The sequence below is a fragment of the Burkholderia sp. BCC0405 genome, from assembly GCF_902833075.1.
In the GTDB taxonomy this organism is placed as follows: Bacteria; Pseudomonadota; Gammaproteobacteria; order Burkholderiales; family Burkholderiaceae; genus Burkholderia.
Map to the genome: position 1 here is coordinate 17,281 of NZ_CADFEO010000007.1, position 26,507 is coordinate 43,787.

24 protein-coding genes and 1 pseudogene are annotated in these 26,507 nt (G+C 68.3%); 6 read left to right on the plus strand and 19 right to left on the minus strand.

Annotation, left to right across the window (positions count from 1 at the left end):
• Positions 1-296: 296 nt before the first annotated feature.
• Positions 297-1,607: an MFS transporter gene (locus HWX36_RS13070; RefSeq protein ID WP_175952514.1), complete on the plus strand. Its 1,311-nt coding sequence runs from the start codon at positions 297-299 to the stop codon at positions 1,605-1,607.
• Positions 1,608-1,712: 105 nt separating this feature from the next.
• On the opposite strand, the gene HWX36_RS13075 is transcribed toward HWX36_RS13070, so the two are convergent.
• From HWX36_RS13075 to garD, 4 genes are all read right to left on the minus strand, one after another.
• Positions 1,713-2,150 (minus strand): DoxX family protein, encoded by a 438-nt coding sequence (locus HWX36_RS13075; RefSeq protein WP_006491342.1) that lies wholly within the window; start codon positions 2,148-2,150, stop codon positions 1,713-1,715.
• Between the two features lie 192 nt (positions 2,151-2,342).
• The gene (locus tag HWX36_RS13080; protein WP_175952515.1) at positions 2,343-2,798 is read right to left on the minus strand and encodes an RbsD/FucU family protein; all 456 of its coding nucleotides are present in this window, start codon (positions 2,796-2,798) and stop codon (positions 2,343-2,345) included.
• 78 nt (positions 2,799-2,876) lie between these two features.
• Complete coding sequence (locus tag HWX36_RS13085) at positions 2,877-3,269, minus strand: nuclear transport factor 2 family protein (protein WP_175952516.1); 393 nt, start codon at positions 3,267-3,269, stop codon at positions 2,877-2,879.
• A gap of 227 nt (positions 3,270-3,496) precedes the next feature.
• Positions 3,497-5,050: a galactarate dehydratase gene (gene garD / locus HWX36_RS13090; protein WP_175952517.1), complete on the minus strand. Its 1,554-nt coding sequence runs from the start codon at positions 5,048-5,050 to the stop codon at positions 3,497-3,499.
• 229 nt (positions 5,051-5,279) lie between these two features.
• Between garD and kdgD the strand changes: the two genes are divergently transcribed.
• Complete coding sequence (gene kdgD / locus HWX36_RS13095; protein ID WP_175952518.1) at positions 5,280-6,194, plus strand: 5-dehydro-4-deoxyglucarate dehydratase; 915 nt, start codon at positions 5,280-5,282, stop codon at positions 6,192-6,194.
• A gap of 181 nt (positions 6,195-6,375) precedes the next feature.
• Here kdgD and HWX36_RS13100 read toward each other — a convergent pair whose 3' ends face one another.
• Entirely contained in the window at positions 6,376-6,927 is a 552-nt protein-coding gene (locus HWX36_RS13100) for a hypothetical protein (RefSeq protein ID WP_175952519.1), read from the minus strand.
• Positions 6,928-7,225: 298 nt separating this feature from the next.
• Positions 7,226-8,803 (minus strand): aldehyde dehydrogenase (NADP(+)), encoded by a 1,578-nt coding sequence (locus HWX36_RS13105; RefSeq protein WP_175952520.1) that lies wholly within the window; start codon positions 8,801-8,803, stop codon positions 7,226-7,228.
• Between the two features lie 248 nt (positions 8,804-9,051).
• On the opposite strand from HWX36_RS13105, the gene HWX36_RS13110 reads away from it, so the two are divergent.
• Complete coding sequence (locus HWX36_RS13110) at positions 9,052-10,431, plus strand: MFS transporter (protein WP_175952521.1); 1,380 nt, start codon at positions 9,052-9,054, stop codon at positions 10,429-10,431.
• Between the two features lie 78 nt (positions 10,432-10,509).
• Here the strand turns inward: HWX36_RS13110 and HWX36_RS13115 are convergent, their stop codons facing one another.
• Positions 10,510-11,235, minus strand: a complete 726-nt coding sequence (locus HWX36_RS13115; protein ID WP_175952522.1) for a site-2 protease family protein — start codon at positions 11,233-11,235, stop codon at positions 10,510-10,512.
• Positions 11,232-12,185: a DUF2167 domain-containing protein gene (locus HWX36_RS13120; protein WP_175952523.1), complete on the minus strand. Its 954-nt coding sequence runs from the start codon at positions 12,183-12,185 to the stop codon at positions 11,232-11,234. Before HWX36_RS13120 ends, HWX36_RS13115 begins: the two co-directional genes overlap by 4 nt.
• A gap of 196 nt (positions 12,186-12,381) precedes the next feature.
• On the opposite strand from HWX36_RS13120, the gene HWX36_RS13125 reads away from it, so the two are divergent.
• A complete protein-coding gene (locus HWX36_RS13125) occupies positions 12,382-13,227 on the plus strand; it encodes a helix-turn-helix transcriptional regulator (RefSeq protein ID WP_175952524.1) in 846 nt (281 codons plus the stop codon).
• Between the two features lie 7 nt (positions 13,228-13,234).
• On the opposite strand, the gene HWX36_RS13130 is transcribed toward HWX36_RS13125, so the two are convergent.
• The 5 genes from HWX36_RS13130 to zigA are packed head-to-tail and all read right to left on the minus strand — an operon-like array spanning position 13,235 to position 17,934.
• A complete protein-coding gene (locus HWX36_RS13130; protein ID WP_175952525.1) occupies positions 13,235-14,611 on the minus strand; it encodes a dihydroorotase in 1,377 nt (458 codons plus the stop codon).
• A 3-nt stretch (positions 14,612-14,614) separates the two neighbouring features.
• On the minus strand, positions 14,615-15,175 hold the full coding sequence (locus HWX36_RS13135) for a carbonate dehydratase (protein WP_175952526.1): 561 nt from the start codon (positions 15,173-15,175) through the stop codon (positions 14,615-14,617).
• On the minus strand, positions 15,172-15,753 hold the full coding sequence (locus HWX36_RS13140) for a 6-carboxytetrahydropterin synthase (RefSeq protein WP_175952527.1): 582 nt from the start codon (positions 15,751-15,753) through the stop codon (positions 15,172-15,174). Before HWX36_RS13140 ends, HWX36_RS13135 begins: the two co-directional genes overlap by 4 nt.
• A complete protein-coding gene (gene folE2, locus HWX36_RS13145) occupies positions 15,747-16,667 on the minus strand; it encodes a GTP cyclohydrolase FolE2 (RefSeq protein ID WP_175952528.1) in 921 nt (306 codons plus the stop codon). The genes HWX36_RS13140 and folE2 overlap by 7 nt, the downstream gene beginning before the upstream one ends.
• Before the next feature lie 58 nt (positions 16,668-16,725).
• The gene (gene zigA, locus HWX36_RS13150) at positions 16,726-17,934 is read right to left on the minus strand and encodes a zinc metallochaperone GTPase ZigA (RefSeq protein ID WP_175952529.1); all 1,209 of its coding nucleotides are present in this window, start codon (positions 17,932-17,934) and stop codon (positions 16,726-16,728) included.
• Positions 17,935-18,049: 115 nt separating this feature from the next.
• Between zigA and HWX36_RS13155 the strand changes: the two are divergent.
• A pseudogene (locus tag HWX36_RS13155) lies at positions 18,050-18,371 on the plus strand (hypothetical protein); the annotation flags it as partial.
• Between the two features lie 16 nt (positions 18,372-18,387).
• Here HWX36_RS13155 and HWX36_RS13160 read toward each other — a convergent pair.
• From HWX36_RS13160 to HWX36_RS13185, 6 genes are read right to left on the minus strand one after another with little or no spacing between them, the layout of a single operon-like run.
• Positions 18,388-19,599, minus strand: a complete 1,212-nt coding sequence (locus HWX36_RS13160; protein WP_175952530.1) for an acyl-CoA dehydrogenase family protein — start codon at positions 19,597-19,599, stop codon at positions 18,388-18,390.
• Complete coding sequence (locus HWX36_RS13165; RefSeq protein WP_175952531.1) at positions 19,596-20,438, minus strand: hypothetical protein; 843 nt, start codon at positions 20,436-20,438, stop codon at positions 19,596-19,598. Before HWX36_RS13165 ends, HWX36_RS13160 begins: the two co-directional genes overlap by 4 nt.
• A 54-nt stretch (positions 20,439-20,492) precedes the next feature.
• Positions 20,493-21,149, minus strand: coding sequence for a methionine ABC transporter permease (locus HWX36_RS13170; protein ID WP_175952532.1), 657 nt, complete (start codon positions 21,147-21,149; stop codon positions 20,493-20,495).
• Entirely contained in the window at positions 21,142-22,356 is a 1,215-nt protein-coding gene (locus tag HWX36_RS13175) for an ATP-binding cassette domain-containing protein (protein WP_175952533.1), read from the minus strand. The genes HWX36_RS13170 and HWX36_RS13175 overlap by 8 nt, the downstream gene beginning before the upstream one ends.
• Before the next feature lie 18 nt (positions 22,357-22,374).
• Positions 22,375-23,799, minus strand: coding sequence for an LLM class flavin-dependent oxidoreductase (locus tag HWX36_RS13180; RefSeq protein ID WP_175952534.1), 1,425 nt, complete (start codon positions 23,797-23,799; stop codon positions 22,375-22,377).
• Positions 23,800-23,810: 11 nt separating this feature from the next.
• On the minus strand, positions 23,811-24,641 hold the full coding sequence (locus tag HWX36_RS13185) for a MetQ/NlpA family ABC transporter substrate-binding protein (protein ID WP_175952535.1): 831 nt from the start codon (positions 24,639-24,641) through the stop codon (positions 23,811-23,813).
• A 410-nt stretch (positions 24,642-25,051) separates the two neighbouring features.
• On the opposite strand from HWX36_RS13185, the gene HWX36_RS13190 reads away from it, so the two are divergent.
• Positions 25,052-26,416, plus strand: coding sequence for a 2-hydroxycarboxylate transporter family protein (locus HWX36_RS13190; protein ID WP_175952536.1), 1,365 nt, complete (start codon positions 25,052-25,054; stop codon positions 26,414-26,416).
• The last annotated feature ends 91 nt before the right edge of the window (positions 26,417-26,507 follow it).

Genomic DNA, 26,507 nt, shown 5'->3' on the forward strand with positions numbered 1-26,507 from the left:
GCCCGCGCCGCGCGCGCTTCGGCTTCGGCTTCGGCTTCGGCTTCGGCTTCGCGGTCCGAAGCGTTCCTCGGCGCGCACCCGCGCGCGTGCATTTCGCGCTCCTGTAGAATCCCCCCACCCGCTTTGACGCTTCGTCTGCGCCGCGCCCCATCCCGGTGCGGCGGTGCGTGTTTCGTGCCTCACCCCGGCATGCGGCACGCTTCGACGATGCCAGCCGCGCCTTGTCAGTCCATGCCGATAGCGGGCCCTGGAGACGCTGCACCGACAACAACATTCGAAAACCGATCGTCCTGACCATGCAAGCTTCCGAATTGAGCGGCGTGCCTCGCGCCGCCGAACGCGCGCTCACGCGCAGCGACTACAAGACCCTTGGCCTTGCCGCACTCGGCGGCGCCCTCGAGTTCTACGACTTCATCATCTTCGTGTTCTTCGCGCCGGCGATTGGGCAACTGTTCTTCCCGCACGACATTCCCGACTGGCTGCGCCAGTTGCAGACGTTCGGCATCTTCGCGGCCGGCTATCTCGCGCGCCCGCTCGGCGGCGTGATCATGGCGCACTTCGGCGACCTGTTCGGCCGCAAGCGGATGTTCACGCTGAGCGTGCTGATGATGTCCGTGCCGACCCTGCTGATGGGCCTGCTGCCGACTTACGACACGATCGGCATCCTCGCGCCGGTGTTGCTGCTGCTGTTCCGCGTGCTGCAGGGCGCGGCAGTGGGCGGCGAAGTGCCGGGCGCGTGGGTGTTCGTGTCCGAGCACGTGCCGTCGCGTCACATCGGCTACGCATGCGGCACGCTGACCGCGGGGCTGACCGCCGGCATCCTGCTCGGCTCGCTCGTCGCCGCCGGCATCAACAGCCGTTACTCGACCGCCGAAGTCGGCGCGTTCGCGTGGCGCATCCCGTTCCTGCTCGGCGGCGTGTTCGGCCTGTTCTCCGTGTACCTGCGCCGCTGGCTGCATGAGACGCCGGTGTTCGCCGAGATGAAGGCGAAGAAGGCGCTCGCGGCCGAGATTCCGCTGAAAGCCGTGCTGCGCGATCATGGCCGCGCGGTGATCGTGTCGATGCTGCTCACGTGGATGCTGTCGGCCGCGATCGTCGTCGTGATCCTGATGACGCCCGCGCTGCTGCAGAAGCAGTTCCACCTGACGCCCGCGACGACGCTGTTCGCGAACAGCGTCGCGACGCTGTGCCTGACGGCCGGCTGCATCACCGCGGGTTCGCTCGCGGGCTGGATCGGCGCGAAGCGCGTGCTCGGCATCGGCGGCATCGGGCTGGCCGCGTGCTACTACCTGCTGTTCATGCAGGTCGCGGCCGACGCGTCGACGCTGCCGCTCTACTACGGGATCGCAGGCTTCATGGTCGGTACGATCGGCGCGGTGCCGTTCGTGATGGTCAAGAGCTTCCCGGCCGTCGTGCGCTTCTCGGGCATCTCGTTCTCGTACAACGTCGCGTATGCGATCTTCGGCGGCCTCACGCCGGTGATCGTGTCGCTGATGATGAAGTCGAATCCGCTCGCACCGGTCGTGTATGTCGCGGCGATCTGCGTGCTCGGCGCGATCGCCGTGCAGTTCTCGAAGGATGCGAAGGACGTGAAGGACGCACGCTGAACGTCGGCGCGCACGCGCCGGCCGGATGAACGAAGGGCCGAACCCGCCGCGTGCGGGTTCGGCCCTTTTGCCTGCTTTCAGCGCAACCGCGCGGATCGGCTCAATTCAACGCAGCACGCCGTACGACGAACTCGGCCGGCGCAGCGCGTCGATGCTCGCGCCGCCGGCGCCGGTGACGAACAGCAGCAGGAAACCGCCGGCGATCGCAACGTTTTTCCAGAAATGAATCACCATGTCGTGCTGGACGGCGGCGTTCGTCGCGTCCCAGAAATTGTGCCCGACCATCGCGGTCGCGATCGTGTAGACCGCCATCAGCAACGCGAGCGGCCGTACCTTGTAGCCGACGATCAGCAGCAGGCCGCCCAGCCCTTCGATCGCGACGACGATCGGCGCGACGACCTGTTGATAGGGCACGTTCATCCCGTGCAGATACGCGACGAAGTCGCTGTAGCCGAGCAGCTTCATGATGCCGCCCCACAGGAACAACGCCGCCAGCGCCAGGCGCGCGAAAAAAATGACGCCGGAATCGACGGTACGCGTCATGCCTCTCTCCTCGTATGCAATTCGGCCGGCCGCACGGATCGCGCCCGTGAAGCTCAGGGGCGCGCGGCCCTGCTGGGCCTGCGGCAAATGGGCCAGCATAGAGGGTCTTTCCGCGGTGTCCAAGAAAAAGGTTGTAGCAAATCTTTACACTGCCGCGGCGGCACCGGCAGCCCGGCGCGCTGAAAAACGCGTTTAGCCCGCGTCGCTCAACAACACGCCCTTCTTGAAGATGAAGCAGCCGTAGCCGCGCAGCTCGCCGGTGACGATCACCGCGTAGGCCTGCTGCGCGCGCTCGTAGAACGCGAACCGGTCGACACTCGTAAGCGGCACCGCGCGCCCTTCCGCGCGGTCGATCTCGGCCTGCACCTCGCGCTGCACGGGCGGCACGGCCGCCGCATCGCCGACGACTTCCATCCGCCACGCGGGCGTGTCGACGAACGTGTCGAGCGGCAGCACGGACAGCACCGCGCGCACGACGCGCGCCGAATCGGCGCCGTCGATCCGCAACGCGCGGCCGACCACCGTGTGCTCCGCGACGGATTCCGCCGGGAAATTCGCGTCGCAGATCGCGATTTCGTCACCGTGGCCCATCGCGCGCAGCGTGTGCAGGATGTCGGCGTGCAGCAGCGGGTCGAGATTCTTCAGCATGTCGGCCAGTCTCCGGGATCAGGAACGAATGCGTAACGTTACCCGATCCCGGCGACCGCCGCGCATGCGTCGCTCGCGTCACGACGCCGCGGCCGGCATTTCGTCGATGAAACCGGTGACCGACGCGAGGCGACCCGACGCGTCGACGGTGCCGAAGTCCGAGCCCTTCACGATCGCCGCGCCGTCGGGCGACACGAGCGCCCACGAGAACCGCAGGTGCTGGCCGAACCCGTCGACGTCGGTCGTGCGGCGGAAGCGGAACGCGGGGAAGCGCGCCTGTACGGCCGCGATCATCGCGTCGATGCCGGCGTGGCCGTCACCGGCCATCAGCGGATCGCGATAGGCTGCATCGCTCGCGTAGGTCGCATCGATCAGCGCGCGGCGGCGCGCGACGTCGGGTTCGTTCCAGGCGTCGATGTAGCGGTCGATCAGGTCGGCGTGAACGGACGAAGCGGATTGGGCGGTGTTCATGGCGAAGCTCCTTGTGTCGATGAGAGGACGATGTCGCGAACGTGGCGTGTTCCGTGTTCGCGTGCAGTCATCGTCGCCGGCCTCGCGCAGGCGGTCGATTACGTACGAGGTAAGGAATTCGACACATGAGGCGCGGCGCGTTGCGCTCGATCGCCGTTGCGGCCGCATCGAATTGAAAACTGGCGCCCGAGGGCGCCCGCTCCATCCGGCGGCAACGGCCGCGCGCGTCAGGTCACCGGCGCCGGATTGAACAGCGTCAGCGCATTCGCGAGCTTCCATTGCTCGGCCCACGTGCGGCGCTTGCCGCTCGCGACGTCGAGCATCAGCCGGAACAGTTCCCAGCCGGTCTCCTCGATCGTGGCCGCGCCGGTCGCGATCTGCCCCGCGTCGAGGTCCATCAGGTCGTGCCAGCGGCGCGCGAGGTCGCTGCGCGTCGCGACCTTGATCACCGGCACCTGCGCGAGGCCGTACGGCGTGCCGCGGCCAGTCGTGAAAATGTGCAGGTTCATCCCGGCCGCGAGCTGCAGCGTGCCGCAGATGAAGTCGCTCGCGGGCGTCGCCGCGTACAGCAGCCCCTTCTGCTTCGCGCGATCGCCGGGACGCACGACGCCGGAGATCGGCGCGCTGCCCGACTTCACGATCGAGCCCATCGCCTTCTCGACGATGTTCGACAGGCCGCCCTTCTTGTTGCCGGGCGTCGTGTTCGCGCTGCGGTCGACGCGACCGCGCTGCAGGTAGCGGTCGTACCAGTCCATCTCGCGGATGATCTCGCGCGCAACGTCCTCGTTCGCCGCGCGCGACGTGAGCTGCGCGACGCCGTCGCGCACTTCCGTCACCTCGGAGAACATGATGGTTGCGCCCGCGCGCACCAGCAGGTCGGCCGCGAAGCCGACGGCCGGGTTCGCGGTGAGCCCCGAGAACGCATCGCTGCCGCCGCACTGCACGCCCACGACGAGATCCGACGCAGGGCACGTCTCGCGGCGGCGGCGGTTCAGCCGCTCGAGATGCGATTCGGCCATCTTCATGATCGAGTCGATCATCGAGTTGAAGCCGACGTGCGCGGCGTCCTGCAGGCAAACCACGCCGCCGTTGTCCGCCGCGCCGTCGGCCGCGACCGGAATCGTGCCGGGCGGCAGCAGCCGCTCGGGCTGCAGCTTCTCGCAGCCGAGGCTCACGGTCATCACCTCGCCGCCGAAATTCGGATTCAGGCTGATGTTGCGCAGCGTGCGGATCGGGATGTCGGCGTCGGGCGCGTCGATCGCCACGCCGCAGCCGTACGTGTGCTCGAGCCCGACCACGTCGTCGACGTTCGGGTAGCGCGGCAGCAGCTCGGCCTTGATCCGCTTCACCGCGTGCTCGACCACGCCCGACACGCACTGCACGGTCGTCGTGATCGCGAGGATGTTGCGCGTGCCGACCGAGCCGTCGGCATTGCGAAAGCCCTCGAACGTATAGCCTTCGAGCGGCGGCAGCGGCGGTGCGGCGCGTGTCGCGAGCGGCAGGTCGTCGAGGCCCGGCGGCTCGGGCATGCGCATCGTGCGTTCGTTGACCCAGCTGCCGCGTCGCAGCTCGACCAGCGCGTAGCCGATCACCACGTTGTAGCGGACGATCGGGTCGCCGGCCGCGAGATCGACCAGCGCAACCTTGTGCCCCTGCGGCACGCCCTCGCGCAGCGTCAGCCCGTCGGCGAACGTCGCGCCCTCGGGCAGGCCGCCGTCGTTGACGACGATCGCGACGTTGTCGTCCGGATGCACGCGGATGTAGAGCGGGGAAGCAGTCATCGGAATTCCTGGAGGCTATCGGCCATATTGTTAGTCATCATACGACATTCAACGCTGATCGGCGATGCTGCGTAAACCCTTATCCGGAAAGACCCTACTACTTACCTGCCAGCAAACCGCTTGCGTCACTTCTTTGCGCGTTGTACGATGACATACAACGACATCGCCAATGTGGCCCGTATGCCGTTCCCGACGAACCCAGCACTCGCGCTAGACGGACGACCCAACCATGACCTCACCGCAAGAACTCAAACAGATCATCTCCCACGGCCTGCTGTCGTTTCCGCTGACGGATTTCGACGTCGACGGCAGCTTCCGCCCGTCCACCTATGCCGAGCGCCTGGAATGGCTCGCGCCGTACGGTGCGAGCGCACTGTTCGCGGCCGGCGGCACCGGTGAATTCTTCTCGCTCACGCAGCGCGAGTATTCGGACGTGATCCGCGTCGCGACGGAAACCTGCAAGGGCAAGGTGCCGATCCTCGCCGGCGCGGGCGGCGCGACGCGCGTCGCGATCGAATATGCGCAGGAGGCCGAGCGCCTCGGCGCAAGCGGCGTGCTGCTGATGCCGCATTACCTGACCGAAGCCAGCCAGGAAGGGATCGCCGACCACGTCGAGCAAGTGTGCCGCGCGCTGAAGATCGGCGTCGTGGTGTACAACCGCGCGAATTCGAAGCTGAACGCCGACATGCTCGAGCGCCTCGCCGACCGTTGCCCGAACCTGATCGGCTTCAAGGACGGCGTGGGCGAAATCGAAAGCATGGTGACGATCCGCCGCCGCCTCGGCGACCGCTTCGCGTACCTGGGCGGCCTGCCGACGGCCGAAGTCTATGCCGCCGCATACAAGGCGCTCGGCGTGCCGGTGTATTCGTCGGCCGTGTTCAACTTCATCCCGAAGACGGCGATGGCATTCTACGAAGCGATCGCAAAGGACGACCACGCAACGGTCGGCCGCCTGATCGACGAGTTCTTCCTGCCGTACCTGAAGATCCGCAATCGCCGCGCGGGCTATGCAGTCAGCATCGTGAAGGCGGGCGCGAAGCTCGTCGGCCACGACGCGGGCCCCGTGCGTGCGCCGCTCGTCGACCTCACCGACGAAGAAGTCGCGCAGCTCGACGTGCTGATCAAGAAGATGGGCCCGCAGTAAGCGAGCGTGGCCGGCGCGGCGCCTTCATCGGCGCCGTGGCCGGCTGCTTGTGCGGCGCGCGCCAGGTTGACCCTGTCGCACCGCTTGTATCGGCAACTGCGCACACATCCACTCCGAAGCGTGCCGCCTCCGTCGGGACGCTCCGCCCGACGCCGCCCGCTTCGCGGGCCGGCCCTCCCCGTCACATCTGCGCGATGATCCCGACGATCCGGTAGCGCACGTTCCCCAGCTTGACCCGCGTCGCCTCGATCTGGTCCTGCGCGCCCGTACGCGCACGCGCCTTCGATTCGCCGTCGAGAATCTGCCCGAGCACGTCGCGGTCGACGACCGCATCGAAGAACCGGCCGACCGTGATCGTCGCCGACTGCTTCGCGGTCGCGAGCTGGCTGTTCGCCTGCGTCAGCGCTTCGGCGCGCAGGCCCTGGTCGCGTTCGTCGATGCTGCGCCGGTATTGGAGCGCGAACACCAGCGCTTCCATATCTTGCCGGAAACGTCGGACGGCCTGCCCGAACACGAGCGAATGCGCGTCGGCGCCCGTGACGAGCCGCCCCTGGTTGATCGTCACGTCGAATTCGCTGCCGCCCAGGTCGCGCTGCAATTCGAGCAGCGCGTTGGCCAGCACGCGGCCTTCGCTATATTCCCCGACCTGCGTGCGCACCGATTTCGCGACATCGCCGATCGCTTTCCACAATCCGGCCGCGAACAGGTGGTCGCCACGTTTGCTGATGTTCATGATGCCGTTCCCTCTTGGTCTTGTTCTGGATCTCTCAGGTTTCGCCTGCGAGTCGGTCGACCCGGGCTCCGGTACTGTAGGAGAAATTCGGTCGGCGCGGAAGACGGCGAGATCGCCAGACCGTGTTGGATGCGCTGTGCGACCTGCCCGTCGTTATGTCGGCAGCTGACGACGAAGTCAGCGCATGCAAAAAAGGCGGAAGCGGCTCACCGGCCACTTCCGCCTTTTCGTTTGTCGCGACCGGCAAGCACCCAGGCTCACCGGTCGCAGTGGATCGCCCCTCAGTCGAGGCGCGCCATCACTCCGCCTTCCCGTCCCGCAGCCGCGGAATCGCGAGCGGATTGCGCTCCTGCAACCCTTCCGGCAGCAGATCGTCCGGGAAATCCTGGTAGCACACGGGCCGCAGGAACCGCTCGATCGCCGTCGCGCCCACCGACGTAACGGCCGGGTTCGACGTGGCCGGGAACGGCCCGCCGTGCACCATCGCGTCGCATACCTCGACACCCGTCGGGTAGCCGTTGACCAGCAGGCGGCCCGCCTTGCGTTCGAGGATCGGCAGCAGCCGGCGCGCGAGCGGCTTGTCGTCGGCGTCCATCTGCAGCGTGGCCGTCAGCTGGCCTTCGAGCGCTTCGAGCACGCGCGCGACTTCGTCGAGATCGCGGCAGCGCACGATCAGCGACGCCGGACCGAACACCTCGTGGCTGAACGCCGGCTCTGCCAGGAACGCCGGTGCGCCGACTTCGTACAGCGCGCCGCCGGCCTGGCAGTCGGTCTGCGCCGCCTCGCCCGCGCCGATCTCGCGCACGCCCGGCAGTTCGGCCAGCTTGCCGCGGCCGTTGCGATACGCATCGGCGATGCCGGGCGTGAGCATCACGCCGGCCGGCTTCTTCGCGAGCGCCTGCGCGGCGACCGTTTCGAAGCGGTCGAGATCGGGGCCGTCGATCGCGAGCACGAGGCCCGGGTTGGTACAGAACTGGCCGACGCCGAGCGTCAGCGAATCGACGAAGCCCGTCGCGATCGCGTCGCCGCGCGCGGCGAGCGCCGCCGGGAACAGCACGACGGGGTTGATGCTGCTCATTTCCGCGTAGACGGGAATCGGCTGCGGGCGCGCGTTCGCAAGTTGCACGAGCGCCATGCCGCCCTGCCGCGACCCCGTGAAACCGACCGCCTGGACCGCCGGATGGCTGACGAGCGCCGCGCCGGTCACGCGGCCGGGGCCGACCAGCAGCGAGAACACGCCCGCCGGCATCCCGGTTTTCGCGACGGCTGCGCGAATCGCGCGGCCAACCAGCTCGGACGTGCCGAGGTGCGCCTCGTGCGCCTTCACGATCACCGGGCAGCCGGCCGCGAGCGCCGACGCCGTATCGCCGCCGGCCACCGAGAACGCGAGCGGAAAATTGCTCGCACCGAACACGGCGACGGGCCCGAGCCCGACTTTCTGCAGCCGCAGGTCCGAACGCGGCAGCGGCGTGCGCGCCGGCTGCGCGGGATCGATCGACGCGGCGAGGAAACGCCCGTCGCGCACGACGCGCGCGAACAGCCGGAGCTGGCCGACGGTGCGGCCGCGCTCGCCCTGCAACCGTGCGACGGGCAGGCCAGTTTCGGCGTGCGCGCGCTCGATCAGCGCATCGCCGAGCGCGACGATTTCATCGGCGATCGCCTCGAGAAACGCCGCGCGGGCCGCGAGCGGCTGCGCGCGGTACGTGTCGAACGCATCGCGTGCGAGTTCGCATGCGCGCTCGACGTCGGCCTGCGTCGCGACGCCGAACGTCGGTGCGTCGATCGGCGCGCCCTTCGTCGGGTCGAATGCGTGCAAGGTACCGGCCGAGCCGGCCACCGCGTCGGCGCCGATCAGCATCTCTCCAGTCAGTTGCATGGGGTGTGCTCCGTGGTTCGGGAATAGATGGCTCATTGTAGCTCAACAGATACGATGTCTGCGGACAGCATCGCATCATTCTCGCCGCCTGCGAAGGCGTCAACGATACATTCGACCACCCTTCCCGGCCAGAAAATCACGACACTCCCACACTGTGACGCGATCCGCAAAAGGGAAAACCCGAAGTTTCTCAATCCGCGCATTAACAATAAACTTTCGGCTATGTCATACGACGACGTACGTTTAAAGTGACCAATCAGACCTCCCCTCGCGACCTTCCGCTCGACCTCGCGCGCACCGCTCGCCGGACCGCCGTGCGCTACTGGATCCTGGCGATGCTGTTCGTCGTCACGACGCTCAACTATGCGGACCGCGCGACGCTGTCGATCACCGGCACGCCGATCCGCAAGGCGTTCGGCATCGATCCGGTGACGATGGGCTACATCTTCTCGGCGTTCAGCTGGGCGTACGTGCTCGCGCAACTGCCGAGCGGCTGGCTGCTCGACCGCTTCGGCGCGCGGCGCGTGTATGCGGCCAGCATCTTCCTGTGGTCGGCGTTCACGCTGCTGCAGAGCACGATCGGCCTCGGCGGCAGCGCCGCGTTCGCGGTCGCCGCGCTGTTCGCGATGCGCTTCGCGGTCGGCATCGCCGAAGCGCCCGCGTTTCCGGCGAACGCGAAGGTCGTCGCGAGCTGGTTCCCTACCGCCGAGCGCGGCACGGCGTCGGCGGTGTTCAACTCGGCGCAGTATTTCGCGGCCGTGGTGTTCTCGCCGCTGATGGCGTGGCTCACGCATGCGTACGGCTGGCACCAGGTGTATCTGTGGCTCGGCCTCGCGGGCATCGCGCTCGCGTTCCTGTGGCTGCGGGTCGTGAAGGATCCTGTCGACCACCCGGGCGTGAACCGCGCGGAACTCGAGCACATCGAGCAAGGCGGCGGCCTGGTGCGCACCGCCGCGCGCAGCAGCAGCGGCGCGCGCGCCGAAGGCAGCCGCGTCGCCGGCTGGTACTACGTGCGCCAGCTGCTGTCGAACCGGATGCTGATCGGCGTGTACCTCGGCCAGTACTGCGTGAACGTGCTGACGTACTTCTTCCTCACGTGGTTTCCGATCTACCTCGTGCAGGCGCGCGGGATGTCGCTGCTGAAGGCCGGCTTCATGACGTCGCTGCCCGCGATCTGCGGATTCCTCGGCGGCGTGCTCGGCGGGATGTTGTCGGACGGGCTGATCCGCCGCGGCGTGTCGCTCACGCTCGCGCGCAAGATCCCGATCGTCGGCGGGATGGCGCTGTCGATGGTCATCATCGGCTGCAACTACGTCGACAGCGAAGTGCTGGTGATCGTGCTGATGGCCGTGTCGTTCTTCGGCAAGGGCATCGGCTCGCTCGGCTGGGCCGTCGTCGCGGATACCGCGCCGAAGGAAGCGATCGGCCTGTCGGGCAGCCTGTTCAACATGTTCGGCAACACGGCCGGCATCGTCGCGCCGATCGCGATCGGCTACCTCGTCGGCGCGAGCGGCTCGTTCAACGGCGCGCTCGTGTTCGTCGGGCTGAACGCGCTCGTCACCGTGTTCAGCTATCTCGTGATCGTGAAGGACATCAGGCGCGTCGAACTGCATCATCGCGACGCCTGAAGTTCTGCTTCGATACAAAACAGCGGCGGCCGCGCGAAAACGGCCGCCGTTGTTGCATTCGATCTCAGGTATCCGCTGTCATATCGACGAATGCGCAACGCGCAGCATGTCGTGCACGCCGGATGTCATCAGCGCGAGGAACGCGAGCAGGCCGACGTAGCAGAGCGCATAGGTCACCTTCGTCTCGATCGACGTCGCGTAGTACACGCGGTTCTCCGGCGCGTCGGGATCGTAGCGCCACGCACGCTTCAGCTGCGGCAACGCGAGAATCGCCATCACGATCAGCAACGGGCTCGGACGATAGACGAACAGCGCGATCAGCACGGGCACGCCCGCGAGCCAGATGCGCGGCGACAGCACCGCGGTGATCCGCCCGCCGTCGAACGGCGACAGCGGAATCATGTTGAACAGGTTCAGGAAGAAGCCCGTGTACGACAGCGCGAGCAGCAGGTTGCTGTCGTAGTGGCGCGCGGCCGCGTAGCAGGCCAGCGCACCGAGCGTGCCGACGAGCGGCCCGGCGAGCCCGACATACGCCTCGGTTTCCGCGTCGTGCGGCATCTCCTTCAACTGGATCCACGCGCCGACAAACGGGATGAAGGTCGGCAACCCGACGTCGAGCCCGCGCCGCTGCGCGGCGATGAAGTGGCCCGCCTCGTGCACCAGCAGCAGCGCGACGAAACCGGCCGCGAACCGCCAGCCGTAGAACAGCGCGTAGACCGCGATCGACGCCAGCATGGTGCCCGCCGACACGAGCACCTTGCCGAGCTTGAGGCCGCCGAAGATCAGCAGCAACAGCTTCGTCATTCCTTGCGCTCCGTGCCGGATGCATCGGATGCGTCGGCGACGGCCGGCACCGCGACCGGCTTCGGCTTGCGCCCGAAGAAGCGCTTCACCGCCGCGCCGCCGGCCAGCAGCGCGACCGCGCCGATCTTGAAGAACTTCACCGCGAACGCGCCGATCAGCGCGAGCAGGCCGAGCTTCTTCGCGCCGACGCCGACGATCAGCGCCGCGAGGCCGTACTCGGCGACGTGGTCGGTCGACTTGTTGAAATCGGCGTAGCGCTTGCCGTCGTTGAAGCTGATGTTCGACAGCAGTTCGTTGGCCGACGCCTTGTATTTCGGCAGATCGGCGAGCGTCGACGCCATCGTCAACGACAGGTAGCCGTCACGGCCGAGCACCAGCGTCCGGTAGTTCACGCCGTCGTTCCCGGCGTTCGGGGCCGCGCCTTTGTCGCGGATGATCGCGGACCACACGAGCCGGTGCGTGGCCGCATCGTAGGCGGGCGCCTTCGCCCAGCCGACCACCTCGGTTTCCGGCAGGCCGCGCTCCTTGCGCCCCGGGTTGTCTTCCTCGGTGCCGGCCTGCAGGCTCTTCAGCAGCTCGTCGGGCTTCCAGTCCTTCGCATCGTCGTCGCGGATATAGCCGCTCGGCTCGAACGACACGACCGAGATCCAGTCGGCGTCGGGGTCGTCGGGCAGCACGAGGCCGACCAGCCTGGATTCGTCGATCGAGTTGCCCATCGAGCGCAGGTAGCGGCCGGCTTCGGCGGCCGGCACGAACGATTCGCCGGCTTTCAGCTTCAGCACGGCTTCGTGTTTCACATCGATGTCGGTCGGGCCCTTCACGACCGCGTCGTTGGCGGCCGCGGCGGCGGCCCGCATTTCCACCTGCGCGGCTTCGGTCTGCGCGTGGCTGGCGGTCGCGGCGAATGCAAGCGTCGCCACGCAGGCGAGCCGGACGGCGAGTTTTTTCATTATTGGATTCCCCTGGAATGCCTTGTCGTCAATATGCACGGCGTCGGCCCAGGCGTTTTCAATCGCGGGTCCGGCGTCGTCTCTCAGTTGGCACGGGGGCTATGGTAACGCAGCGCGGCGACACGCCCGGGGAACGGCGCGTTGCTTACGTCCCAGGTAATGCCCAAGGTGCGCGGGATTGCCTATCATCTGCTGCATGAACCCGACCGCCGCCCTCCATTCGCCCTCCCCGTCCGCCGGCCGCGCGCCCGGCATCGGCCCGCTGCTGCGCACCTGGCGGCAGCGCCGGCGCCTGAGCCAGATGGCGCTTGCGCTCGACGCGGAAGTCTCCGCGCGCCACCTGAGTTTCGTCGAATCGGGCCGCGCGCAGCCGAGCCGCGAGATGGTGCTGCATCTCGCGGAGCGTCTCGACGTGCCGCTGCGCGAACGCAATGCGCTGCTCGTCGCGGCCGGCTTCGCGCCGCTGTTTCGCGAACGGCCGTTTTCGGATCCGCAACTGGATGCCGCGCGCCATGCGGTCGAAGCCGTGCTGCGCGGCCACGAACCCTACCCGGCGCTCGCCGTCGACCGCCGCTGGACGCTGCTCGCCGCGAACCGGATGCTCGGCGCGCTGGTCGCGCAGGCCGACCCGGCGCTGCTGCAGCCGCCCGTCAACGTGCTGCGCCTGAGCCTGCATCCGGACGGGCTCGCGTCGCAGATCGTCAACTGGCACGAATGGCGCGCGCACATCCTGCATCGCCTGCAGCGGCAGATCGATGCGAGCGGCGACCGCACGCTGCACACGCTGCGCGACGAACTCGCCGCCTATCCGGCGCCGGCCGGCCAGCCCGACGACACGCATGCGCGCACCGACTTCGCGGATATCGCCGTGCCGCTGCGGCTGCGCACGGCGGCCGGCGAACTGACGTTCTTCAGCACGACGACGGTGTTCGGCACGCCGGTCGACGTGACGCTGTCGGAACTCGCGATCGAGGCGTTCTTTCCGGCGAATCCGGAGACGGTGGACGCGATGCGCGCGCTGGCGGACGCGTTGCCGGCGTAGTGCGCGGCTAACGCGTCGCGTCCAGGAACGCGACGGCCTGCCCCGCCGGCTCCCCGCTCAACCCGCCGTCGCGCACGACGACCTGCCCGCGCACGACCGTGTGCACGGGCCAGCCCGTGACCGCGCACCCGTCGTAAGGCGTCCAGCCGCTCACGCTGGCGATCCATTCGTCGCGGATGATGCGGCGCGCGCGCAAATCGACGATGCTGAAATCGGCGTCGTAGCCCACCGCAATCCGCCCTTTCCCCTCGATGCCGAAAATGCGCGCCGGCCCGGCGCTGGTCAGGTCGACCAGCCGTTCGAGGCTCAGGCGGCCCGCATGCACGTGATCGAGCATCAGCGGCAGCAGCGTCTGCACGCCGGTCATGCCGCTCGGCGACTGCGGATAGGGCCGGCGCTTTTCGTCGCGCGTATGCGGCGCGTGATCGCTGCCGATCACGTCGACCACGCCGTCGCGGACGGCCTGCCACAGTGCATCCTGATGATGCCGCTCGCGCACCGGCGGATTCATCTGCGCGAACGTGCCGAGCCGCTCGTAGCAATCGGGCGCGTGCAAGCTCAGGTGATGCGGCGTGACCTCGACCGTCACGCGATGCCGGTGCCGCGCGAGGAACGCCATTTCCTGTGCGGTGGACACGTGCAGCACATGCAGCCGCCTGCCCGTCTCGGCAGCCAGCCCGACGATGCGCCGCGTCGCGGCCAGCGCGCTCTCCTCGTCGCGCCAGCGAGGATGATCACGCACATCGCCGCTCGCTTCCACGAGCGCCCGGCGCTCGCGCAGCCGCGCTTCGTCCTCCGCATGCACGGCCATGCGCCGCCGCCCGTTGCGCACGATCCGGCGCAGCACGGCTTCGTCGTCGGCCAGCAGATCGCCGAACGAACTGCCCATGAAAACCTTCACGCCCGCGCAGCCCGGCAGGTTCTCGAGCGCCGGCAACCGCTCGGCGTTCGCGGCCGAGCCGCCGATGTAGAACGCGTAATCGCACCATGCACGGCCGCGCGCGAGATCCAGCTTCGCCTGCAGATCCTGCTCGCCCAGCGTCAGCGGATGCGTGTTGGGCATCTCGAAGATTGTCGTGACGCCGCCGAGCACCGCGCCGCGCGTGCCGGCCTCGATGGTTTCCTTGTGCGTGAGGCCCGGCTCGCGGAAATGCACCTGGCTGTCGACGACGCCCGGCAGCACATGCAGGCCGCCCGCATCGAGCAGCAAGTCGGCGCTCCAGGCGCCGTGCAACGCGCCCAGCGCGACGACACGGCCGCCGACGCACGCGACGTCGATCCGCTCGGCGCCGTTGGGCGTCATCACCGTGCCGCCGTGCACGAGCAAGTCGGCGTGGCGACGCTTCGGCCCGTCGCTCCCTTCAGGTCGAGTGTGTTCGCCCATGACTCAGAACTCGTTCTGGATGTGCTTGTAGCCCAGCACCAGCGCATTGTTCGTGCGTGCCACGTCCTCGGAGAAGTCGCTCGCGTCGGCCGTCACCTGCGGCAACGCGGCAAGATCGGTTTCCGGCCCGATGCGCTCGGTCGAACGCACGTAGAAACCCGGCGGCAGGCGGCAGCCGTCGACGACCGCGTTGTAGCGCACCACGCAGCCGTCGTCGATGGTGCAGTTGAACAGCACGCTGTTGAAACCGACGAACACGCCGTTGCCGACCTTGCACGGCCCGTGGACGATCGCACGGTGCGCGATCGACGTGTGCCGGCCGATGGTGACGCTCGCGCCAGACTTCGAATGGATCACCACGCCGTCCTGGATGTTCGAATGCGCGCCGATCACGATCGGCGCGATCCGGCCGTCCGGGTCCGTTTCGTCGGCGCGGATCACCGCGTACGGGCCGATGAACACGTTCTCCTCGACAATCACGAGCCCGCACAGGATGGCGGTCGGATCGACGAACGCGCTCGGGTGGATCTGCGGCAGGTCGCCGCGCGGGTTCTTTCTAATCATGAGGATTCCTGCTGAGAAAGGAGATGGCCGCGCTTGAGCCGCTCGAACAGGCCCGGATCGCGCCATTGCGCGGAGATGGCCGGCGCGAACACGATGTCATCCAGGTCGATACGGCCCATGCGCGGGTTGAACGCATCGTCGCGAAAGCACTGCGCGTAGCCGGTCTCGGTCTCGTGAACGATGACCGAATGCAGCCGCACGTCGGCTTCGCCGTTCACCATGCGGGTGCACGACAGCGCCGCATCGACGAGGCGAAAGAACACGCGCGAGAACTGCTCGGCGCTCGGCGATACGGGCAGCATCACCCAGCGCTCGGAATGCCGGCGCATGCTCTCGAGATAGTCCGGCTCGTCATCCGACCACAGCGTCACCGCATGGTCGAACGCGTCGATCAGGTCGCGCACGTCGCCCTTGAGCAGCCCGAAGTCGTAGATCATCTGCCCGTGATCCAGCGCGTGCGCTTCGAGCAGCAACTCGACGCGATACGAATGGCCGTGGATCGAATGCGAGCAGCGCCGCGTGCTGCAGCCGCGCACGACGTGCGCGTTCTCGAACCGGAACAGCTTGCGGATCAGCATGCGTCGGCGCCTTCGCGAACCGGCGCGGTCCAGGCCACCGCATCGTGCGGATGCAGGCTTTCCAGATGGCGCACGTGCACCCGCGGGTTCCGGTGGTGGCGATCCAGCGCGGCCTGGACCCGGCGCGCGGCATCCTCGACGAACATCAGGTTCTCGCCGTTCAGCACCGCGAACGCCTGCTCGTCCGCGCGCTTGACGGCCGTCTGCACCGGCGTGCCGAGCGCATGCTCGACGCGATCGATCAGGTCGATCAGCCCCAGCGTCGCGCCATCGGCGGGTAACGCCACGCTGACGACAGCTTCGCTGCGCTGACTGTGCGGCGTGGCCGCCGTCGCGTGCCGTTTCAGCCATGCGGCGACTGCCGCCGGTTCCACGCGATCGTCGCGGCCGAACGCCGCCAGGAATGCCTGCTCGACCCAGTGCCGCGACAGCGCGGCCGAGCACGGGCACGTCGACGAATAGACGGCCGTCACCTGCGCGCGCAGTTCGAACCTGAGCCCCGTCAACGTCGCGTCGATCCGGACCGGATAGGCCTTCCACCCGGCCAGCCCGTCGGTCACCAGCGCCGCACGACGCGCCAGCAAGTCGAAGCGCAGCCGCAGCCGCGCACTGCGCGTGTCGCAGTCGCGATGGCTGTCGACCATCGCGTGCAGCACATGCCGAAGGCCGGCCGGCGACAGTGCCGTGCCGTCGCCGAACCCGTCGAGCAGCCGGTACAGCCGCGACATGTGGATGCCCTTCACCTGCGGTGCGGGCAGATCGACCTGCACGTCGGCGCGCGCATGCACGTCGCGCCGGCAGCCGGGCTCGGCCACCGCAACGGGCAGGTCGATGCCCTGCATGCCGACCCATTCGAGCGGGCGGCCGCCCGGCGCGGCATCGGTCAGGGAAATATCGGGAAGGGGTGCATTCATGCTCGGAATCCGGTGGAGCGCCTTCTCCATCCGGATCGATGCAGGAAGCGCGTTCGGGTCAGGGCCAGTCGTGAAACGGGCTGTCCCACGTGGTCCAGTGTTCGGGGCCGGTAGCCATCTCGGCGTCGGTCAGCAGACACGCGTCGAAGCGCGCGCGCAGCGCGGGCTCGTCCATGTCCATGCCGATCAGCACGAGTTCCTGCCGCGCATCGCCGACGTGCTCGTCCCAGCGCGCACGGATCTGCGCGACGGCTTCCGCGTCCTGCGGCCAGCGCTCGGGCGGCACGGCCGCCCACCAGTGACCGGCCGGCCCGTGCCGTGCGACCGCGCCGGCCTGCGACCACGAACCGGCGACGGTCGGATGGGTGGCGAGCCAGAAGAACCCCTTCGAGCGGACGACGCCCGGCCATTCGCTTTCGACGAGATCGAAGAAACGCTGCGGATGGAACGGCCGGCGCGCGCGATAGACGAAACTGCGGATGCCATACTCGTCGGTCTCGGGCGTGTGCGTGCCGCGCATCTCCTGCAGCCAGCCCGGCGCGCGCGACGCGGCTTCGAAATCGAACAGGCCCGTGTCGAGCACGCGCTCGAGCGGCACCTTGCCGAATTCGGCGATCTCGATCCGGGCGCGCGGGTTCAGGCCGCGCAGCAGCGCGACCAGCCGCTCGCGCGCGCTTGCGTCGATCAGGTCGATCTTGTTGATCACGATCACGTCGCAGAACTCGATCTGGTCGATCAGCAGATCGACGACCGTGCGCGCATCCTCGTCGCCCATCGATTCGCCGCGCGACTGCAGGCTGTCGCGCGACGCGTAGTCGCGCAGGAAATTGAACGCATCGACCACCGTCACCATCGTGTCGAGCCGCGCGACTTCGCCGAGGCTGCGGCCGTCCTCGCCTTCGAACGTGAACGTCTCGGCCACCGGCAGCGGCTCCGAGATGCCGGTCGATTCGATCACGAGCTGGTCGAACCGCCCTTCGCGCGCGAGCCGGTCGACCTCGATCAGCAGATCCTCGCGCAGCGTGCAGCAGATGCAGCCGTTGCTCATCTCGACCAGTTTCTCGTCGGTGCGCGACAGCCCCGCGCCGCCGTCGCGCACGAGCGCGGCGTCGATGTTGACCTCGGACATGTCGTTGACGATGACCGCGACGCGCCGGCCCTCGCGATTGTTGAGGATGTGGTTGAGCAGCGTGGTCTTGCCGGCGCCGAGGAAGCCGGACAGGACGGTCACGGGAAGCCGCGTGGACGGATGGAGTGCGGTACTCATCGGGCGATTCCGGAAGAGGACGTTGAGGAGAGAATGATATATTGTATCGCAACGATATAACATATCATTTCGGGCGTCCAGCAGGCCGGTCGCACGGCGGCGATTCGCGCTCCCGCCGGAGCAATCAATCATGTCCGGCGTATCGCGCAACGCGAGCGCGTTCGACGATCGTGATGCAGAGCCGCGACAACGGCACGGCGGACCAGACCGGCAAGACCTACAAGGCGTTCTGGACCGTGCCGGCAGTGGGCCGCTGGGTCAAGTCGGTCGAGGAGTACTACGACGCGAACGGGATGCGCAACGCGCGCTATTCGAACGAACTGCTTTCGTTCAAGCGCGCCGGCGTGGAAAGCGGCGCACCGCTGGCCAGCCAGCCTGCGCTCGCACCCGCCCCCGTGGCCGTGCCGACGGAGGCCCCGCCGCCCGTCGACCAGTAACGGTGCGCGCGCTCACTTACGTATAGAGCGACGCCGGGGGCAATGCCCCGGCCAGTGCGAACCGGCCCACGTCGCGCAGCCGGTAGTCGAGCGGATCGTGCAGCGTATGCGTGCGCGCGTTCCGCCAGAAGCGGTCGAGGCCGAGCGACGCGGCCGTCGCGCGCGCGCCGCATGCGTCGAACAGCGCCTCGCCATTCTCGAGCGCCGCGCGCTGCGCGACGATCTTCGCCTCCGATACCGCGAGCGCCACCTCGGCGCGCTCGTCCGCCGTCAGCGCATCCTGCCGCGCCCACGCGCGCTGCAACGCGGCGGCCGCGCGATCGGCCAGCGCCGCCGCGGCGATCGCACGCACGCGCATGTCGCCGAAGCGCTGCAGCGTGTACGGATCGTCGCTCGCCTGCGCGACATCCGACTGAATCCACGGGCGGCCATGCTTCAGCACGTAGTTGCGCGCTTCCGCCAGCGCACCTTCCGCGAGCCCGACGAACAGGTTCGTCAGCACGAGCTGCGACACGAGCGTGCGCAGCGTCGCGCGCGGTGTCGGCGGTGCCTCGGAACGGTGCAGCACCTCGTCCGCCGCGAGCGTCACGGCGTCGAAGCGCACGCTGCCGCTATCGGTCTGGCGCTGGCCGATCGGATCCCAGTCTTCATTGACCGTGATCCCCGGACGATCGGTCGGCACCACGCCGAACACCGTGCGGCCGGTGTCCGGATCGTGCGCGGACACCGTCAGGCGCTGCGAGCCGCGCGTGCCCGAGCAGAAGCCCTTCACGCCATCGAGCCGGTAGCCGCCGTCGGGCGTCGTCGTGGCCACGAGTCGCGTGTCGAGCGGATTGACCGCATTGCCCCACCACCATCGCTGCTCGACCGTGCCGCGCAGATAGCGCTCGCGCTGCGCGGCGTTGCCCCACACGTCGACGCTCACCACCTGCAGGCACTGGAATCCGACGAGATGCGCGAGCGCGCTGTCGACGCGCGCGATCTGCCGGATCGCGTCGTAGATCCCGGGCCATGCGGCTTCCTGCCCGCCAAACGCACGCGGCACCGCGAGCGTCAGCAGCCCCGCATCGGCGAGCCACTGCTTCTCTTGCGCCGCATGACCGCCCGCGCGGTCGCGCGCGGCGGCAGTGGCGCGCAACGCGTCGATCGCCCGGGCCAACCCGGCGCGGTCGAAGGCGGGTCCATCGGTATCGGGCGCGAAGGTCGCCGGGCCACGGGGATCGTTCATGCGACGGCTTCCTGCGCAACCGCCTCCCCCGACAGCGGCACGAGCGCGTCGAGCTTGCGGCCGGTCAGCCGCGACAGGATCTCGCGCCGCCAGTCGTCGTAGATCGCGCGGTATTCGGCGATATCCGCGCCGAACACGTGCGCGGTGTGCGCGTATTCGTCGTGCAGATAACCGTCGAGCCGCGCCTGCGTTTCCTCGTCGGCCGCGATCACGCGATCGATCAGCGCGTCGCGCTCGGCGGCCGGCAGCGCCTTCAACGTATCGAACCACCACTGCACGATCTGCACGCGATGCCACTCCTCGTCCGGCCGGATCCGGTTCTCGCCATGCTCGCGCATCGCGGAATCGCCGATGCGGCCGGTCTTGCGCTGAATCCACAGCTTCGCGAGGATGTGCAGCTCGTAATGCCATTCGAATGCGAGAAAGCCCGCGACGTCGCGCACCGCGATGTCGCCGATGCGCGCCCAGTGCGCGGCGACGAGCCGGTCGACTTCCGGCAGCGGATCGCGCCCCGTCAGTTCGGTCACGCGCTCGCGGCCGATCACCGCGTGCGCACCGTCATCGCCGAGCTGGCGCGACAGGATCAGCTGGAAATGCGGGTCGTCGCGGAACAGCGTGTCGATCGCCTTCGCGACGACCTGCACGATGAACAGGTCGTGCGACGCCATCTTCGTGTAGTAGTCGGCGACGGCGGCCAGCTCGTCGTCGTTGCGCGGCTCGCGCGGCGGTGTGGCGAGCTTGGCCGGGAAGTCTGGACGATGGCGTCGCGCCACGTCGAGAAACAGCGCCTCCTCGAATTGTCCGTTCCATTCGCGCGGCGCGCCGATGGGCAAGGTCATAGGGTTCTTTCTCTCAGGATCATGAATGAAGCGAGCGGACGCTTGTGGCGCCGCTCAGGTACGCCGGGTCACACGTCGGACCAGGCGGTCGCCGGTGATTTGCACGGCCGAGACGAGCGCGATCAGGATCACGATCACGGTCGCCATGACGGTGGTGTCGAAACGCTGGTAGCCGTAGCGGATCGCGAGATCGCCGAGGCCGCCCGCGCCGACGGCGCCCGCCATCGCGGTCGAGCCGATCAGCGCGACGACGGTGATGGTGAAGCCGCCGAGCATGCCGGGCAGCGCTTCGGGCAGCAGCACGTGCCAGACGATGTGGCGGCGCTTCGCGCCCATCGCGAGCGCGGCCTCGATCAGTCCGCGGTCGACTTCGCGCAGGCTCACCTCGGCGATCCGCGCGAAGAACGGGATCGCGGCGATCGACAGCGGCACGACGGCCGCCCAGACGCCGATCGTCGTGCCGATCAGCACGCGCGTGAACGGCAGCAGCGCGACCAGCAGGATGATGAACGGCGTCGAGCGGAACACGTTGACGAGCGCGCCGAGCACCGCATTCACGCCGCGCCGTTCGTAGATGCCGCCGGGCGCGGTCGTCACGAGGATCACCGCGAGCGGGATGCCGATCAGCGCGGCAATCGCGGCCGACGCGGCGACCATCGACAGCGTGTCGCGGATCGCGTCGAGCAGTTCGGGCCACCAGAGCTCAAACATAGCCGAGCACCTCCGCGTGGTTCGCGTGGCGGCGCGCGCGTTCGAGCAGCGCGGCAACCGCTCCGCCGCGGGCCGGCGATTGGCCGGCGTCATCCGCGCGCGGCGCTGCCGCGATCACGAGCCGCCCCTGTGCATGCCCCTGGATGCGCTCGATCCCGCCGTGCAGGAAACGCACCGAGCCGCCGAGCGCCGCCGCGAGCGCACCGACATCCGGCTCGCCGCCACTCTCGCCCGTATAGCGGACGTCGAGCACGACCTGCGCACCGTCGGGCAGCGCGGCCTGCTCGGGCAGCGGCTGCACGCGCGCGGCCAGTTCGGCCGGCAGGTCGTGCACGAGCGTGCTGAGCAGCGCGCGCGTCGCGCCGTGGCGCGGGTCGCCGAACACGCGCCACACGGGGCCCGTTTCGACGACTTCGCCCTGTTCGATCACCGCAACCGTGTCGCACACCGCGCGGATCACTTCCATCTCGTGCGTGATCAGCACGATCGTCAGCCCGAGGCGGCGGTTGATGTCGGCGAGCAGCGCGAGGATCGACTGCGTCGTCTCCGGATCGAGCGCCGACGTCGCCTCGTCGCACAGCAGCACCTCCGGATCGTGCACGAGCGCGCGGGCAATGCCGACGCGCTGCTTCTGGCCGCCCGACAAGCTGGCCGGATACGCGTCGCGCTTCGCGGCGAGGCCGACGAGCTCAAGCAACGCCTCGACCCTGCGCACGCGCTCGGCTTTCGGCACGCCGGCGATCTTCAGCGGCAGCGCGACGTTCTCGAACACCGTCTTCGCGGACAGCAGGTTGAAATGCTGGAACACCATGCCGGTACGGCGCCGCAGCGCGACGAGCCCGTCCTCGTCGAGCGCGCCGACGTCGACGCCCTGCACGCGCACGCGGCCCGAACTCGGCCGCTCGAGCCCGTTCACGAGCCGCAGCAGCGTCGACTTCCCGGCGCCGCTGCGGCCGATGATCCCGAATACCTCGCCGCGCCGCACGTCGAGCGTCACGTCGCGCAACGCGGCGGCCTGGCCGCGCGGCGTCGCGAACACCTTGCCGACCTGCTCCAGCGACACGGCCGCTGCGCCGGCCAAGTCGGCCAAGTCGGCCAAGTCGGCCAAGTCGGCCAACGCGGCCGCTTCATCATGCGTCGCGGCAGCGGCGCCGGCGCGCGCGGCCGACGTGTCGATGAAACCCAGCGTATCGAACAATTGCGTCATCACTTCGCCCCGTCAGGTTCAGGCATGCGCGGGATGCGCACCGGGATGGGCGGCGTCGCGCGCGCGGGCCGGCCGGTGCTGCGCGCCGGTGTGCCACGCGGGCAGGCGCGGGCCGGCGCCGAACAGCTTCTCGCGCAGCGTCGGCGCGGGATCGTAGTCCTCCTTGTAGACACCGCGGTTCTGCAACTCGGGCACGACCCAGTCGACGAAATCCTCGAACGACTCGGGCATCACGGTGCGCGTCAGGTTGAAGCCGTCGATGCCGGTCTCGTCGATCCACGACTGCAGCTCGTCCGCGACCTGCGACGGCGAGCCGACGATCGGCGCATAGCGGCCGCCGAGCGACATCTGCTCGAGCATCCGTCGCACGGTCCACGTGCCGGTCGTGCTCTTGCGCGAGATCGCGTCGACGGCCGACTGGATCGAATCGGTCTTCACGTAAGAAATCGGCTCGTCGAGGCCGTACTTCGCGAAGTCGATGCCGGTCGAGCTCGCGAAATGCGCGAGCCCGGCTTCGGGGCTCGCGTAGCGCCGGTATTCGTCGAACTTCTCGCGCGCGAGCCGCTCGGTTTCGGCCGTCACGACGCTCACGCCCGCGAAGATCCGGATCGACGCCGGGTCACGCCCCTGCCGTGCAGCGGCCGCGCGAATGTCGAGCGCCGCCGCGCGCGCGGCGGCCTTGCTTTGCCCGTTCACGAACACGCATTCCGCGTGACGGCCGGCGAACTCGACGCCGCGCGCGGACGAACCGGCCTGGTACAGCACCGGCGTGCGCTGCAGCGACGGCTCGCTCAGGTGAATCGCGTCGAGCGAATAGAACGGCCCGTCGTGCTTCACGCGCCGCACCTTGCCCGGCTGCGCGAACACGCGCGCCTGCGCGTCGCGGATCACCGCGTCGTCGTCCCAGCTCTGTTCCCACAGCTTGTAGACAACATCCATGTAGTCGTCCGCGCGCTCGTAACGGTCGTCGTGGCCGATCTGCTGCGCGAGGCCCATCCCGCGCGCGGCGCTGTCGAGATAGCCGGTGACGATGTTCCAGCCCACCCGCCCTTTCGTCAGGTGATCGAGCGTCGACATGCGGCGCGCGAACAGGTACGGCGGCTCGTAGGTCAGGTTCGCGGTCACGCCGAAGCCGAGATGGCGCGTGACCTGCGCCATCGCGGGCACCAGCAGCAGCGGATCGTTGACGGGCACCTGCACCGATTCGCGCAGCGCGGCATCGGGCCCGCCGCCAAACACGTCGTACACGCCGACGATGTCCGCGAGGAAGATCCCGTCGAACTTGCCGCGTTCGAGCGTCTTCGCGAGGTCGGCCCAGTAGTCGAGATCGGTGTAGTGCGCGGAGCGGTCGCGCGGATGCGTCCACAGCCCGTGGTTGATGTGCCCGACGCAGTTCATGTTGAACGCGTTGAGCAGGATCTTCTTGCGGTTCGCCGTCGTCATGCCCGCCTCCGTCACCACGCGATCGCGTACAGCGAGCCGAACGCGTTGTCGAGCGCACGGCGCACGGCCGGCGACTGCTGGTAGATCGCGATGAACTTGCGGATGCGCGGATCGTTCACGCTGTCCGGCCGCACGACCCACTGGATCGCGAAGATCTTGTTCTCGGTGCCGTCGAACAGCAGCGCGCTGTTCGGGTCGGTCGTGCCGGCGAGCTTGATGAAGCTCGGGTAGCCCTGCGCGAGATCGACGTCGTCGAGCGAGCGCGCGAGCTGCGACGCTTCGAGCGGAATGATCTTCAGGTGCTTCGGGTTCGCGACGATGTCGTGCGTCGTCGCGCGGTAGTCGGCGCCCGGCTTCAGCGTGATGAGCCCGGCGCGCTGCAGCAGCAACAGCCCGCGCCCGCCGTTCACCGGATCGTTCGCGATCGCGACCTTCGCGCCGTCCTTCAACTCGCTGAAGCTTTTCACCTTCTTCGAATAGAGGCCGATCTTCATGATCGTGCCGGGCGCGATCGACACGAAGTTGTAGCCGCCCTGCCGGTTCGCGTTCTCGAGGAACGGGATGTGCTGGAAGTAGTTGACGTCGATGTCCTTGTTCGCGAGCGCCGCGTTCGGCGTATTCCAGTCGGTGAATTCGACGATCTTCACGTCGAGCCCCTGCGCCTTCGCCTCCTTCGCGGCGACCTTCAGCGCTTCGATCTGCGGGCTGGTCGAGATGCCGACCTTCAGTGGCGCGGTGTCGGCGTGCGCGCCATCGAGCAGCGCGACGCCCAGCAGGGCGGCGGCCAGCAGACGCGCGACGCGGCCGGCGGAAAAGCGGGCGGAAAAAACGGCATGCAGCATGGAAACCACTCTCCTGTCCAAAGACGGTATCGACGGATGAGCGACGCCGCGGCGAACGCATGGGCGTTCTCCGGACCGGGGTCAAACGCGTCGGAAAAGGATCAGCCGATGATAGAGAGCGGCGCGGGGACGGTCTACGAAGCGATTGTGCGAAGAAAATCGCGCGCGGCGATATGGCGGGCGGCCGCACCGGATCGGGCGCCAGGCCGAAATCTCGGCCTGGGCGCCGGGCGAATTCCGAAATCTCGGCCAGCCGGTCGAGCACCTCATTCCGCAGATGAAATAAACCCCTTGCAAATCAATGCATTAAAAATATTCCGGCCGGCCGGATTTCTGGCACGGAGGTTGCGTAATAGACGGCACACAATGCCGCGAAGCGATGCAGGCATTCCAACATCAGGAGACACGTCTTGCAGACCTCTATCCATACCCCGCCCCATCCGGAGCCGGTTTCCGGCGCCGTCGCCCCCCCGCGCGAGCGCTTCTGGCCGGAAGGCTGGTGGAAACTGATGGAAATCCGCATCGGCATCATTCCGCTGCCCGTCTACTTCATCCTGCTCGCGCTGATCGTCGGCTTCTCGGTGACCGGCAAGGTGCCCGGCGAGATCTCGATGGCGATCGCGGTGCTTGCGTTCTTCGGCTTCACCTGCGCGGAACTGGGCAAGCGCCTGCCGCTGTTGCGCAACATCGGCGCGGCCGCGATCTTCGCGACCTTCGTGCCGTCGGCGCTCACGTACTACCACGTGCTGCCGAAGCCGGTGCTGAACCTCACCGTCGAATTCACGAAGTCGACCAACTTCCTGTACCTGTTCATCGCGTCGATCATCGTCGGCAGCATCCTGAGCATGGATCGCCGCGTGCTGATCCAGGGTTTCCTGAAGATCTTCATCCCGCTCGCGGCCGGCTCGGTCGCGGCGGCGATCGTCGGCACGGCGGTCGGCACCGCGCTCGGCCTCGGCGCGCGCCACACGCTGCTGTACATCGTCGTGCCGATCATGGCGGGCGGCGTCGGCGAAGGCGCGATTCCGCTGTCGATCGGCTATTCGGAACTGATGCACCTGCCGCAAGGCGAGATGTTCGCGATGGTGCTGCCGCCGGTGATGCTCGGCAGCCTGACCGCGATCATCCTGTCGGGCGCGCTCGACATGCTCGGCAAGCGCTTGCCGCACCTGACCGGCAACGGCCGCCTGCAGGTTGGCGAAAGCGGCGACATGACGCCGGAAAACGAAGAGATTCGCGGCCACGTCGACGTGACGCACATCGCGGGCGCCGGCATCACGGCCATCACGCTGTACCTGGTCGGCCTGATGGCGCACAAGCTGTTCGGCCTGCCCGCACCGGTCGCGATGCTGTTCCTCGCGGTGCTCGTGAAGCTCGCGCGCGCGGTGTCGCCGCCGCTGCAGGAAGGCGCGTTCGTCGTCTACAAGTTCTTCTCGACCGCCGTCACGTATCCGCTGCTGTTCGCGATCGGCGTCGCGATGACGCCGTGGGACAAGCTGACCGCCGCGTTCACGATCGTCAACGTCGTCACGATCGTGTCGACCGTCGCGACGCTGATGGGCACCGGTTTCGTGGTCGGCCGCCTGTTGAAGATGTACCCTATCGACACCGCAATCGTGAACGCCTGCCACAGCGGGCAAGGCGGCACCGGCGACGTCGCGATCCTGACCGCCGCGAACCGGATGCAGCTGATGCCGTTCGCGCAGATCGCGACGCGTATCGGCGGCGCGATCGTCGTCACGGTCACGCTGATCCTGGTCGCACACTTCGGATGACGCGCCGCCGCGCGCACCGTCGCGCAGGCCGCTTCGCACGCGCCGCCGCCGGCCCAGCCGGCGCGCGGCGCGCGTCGTTCAGGGCGTCGTG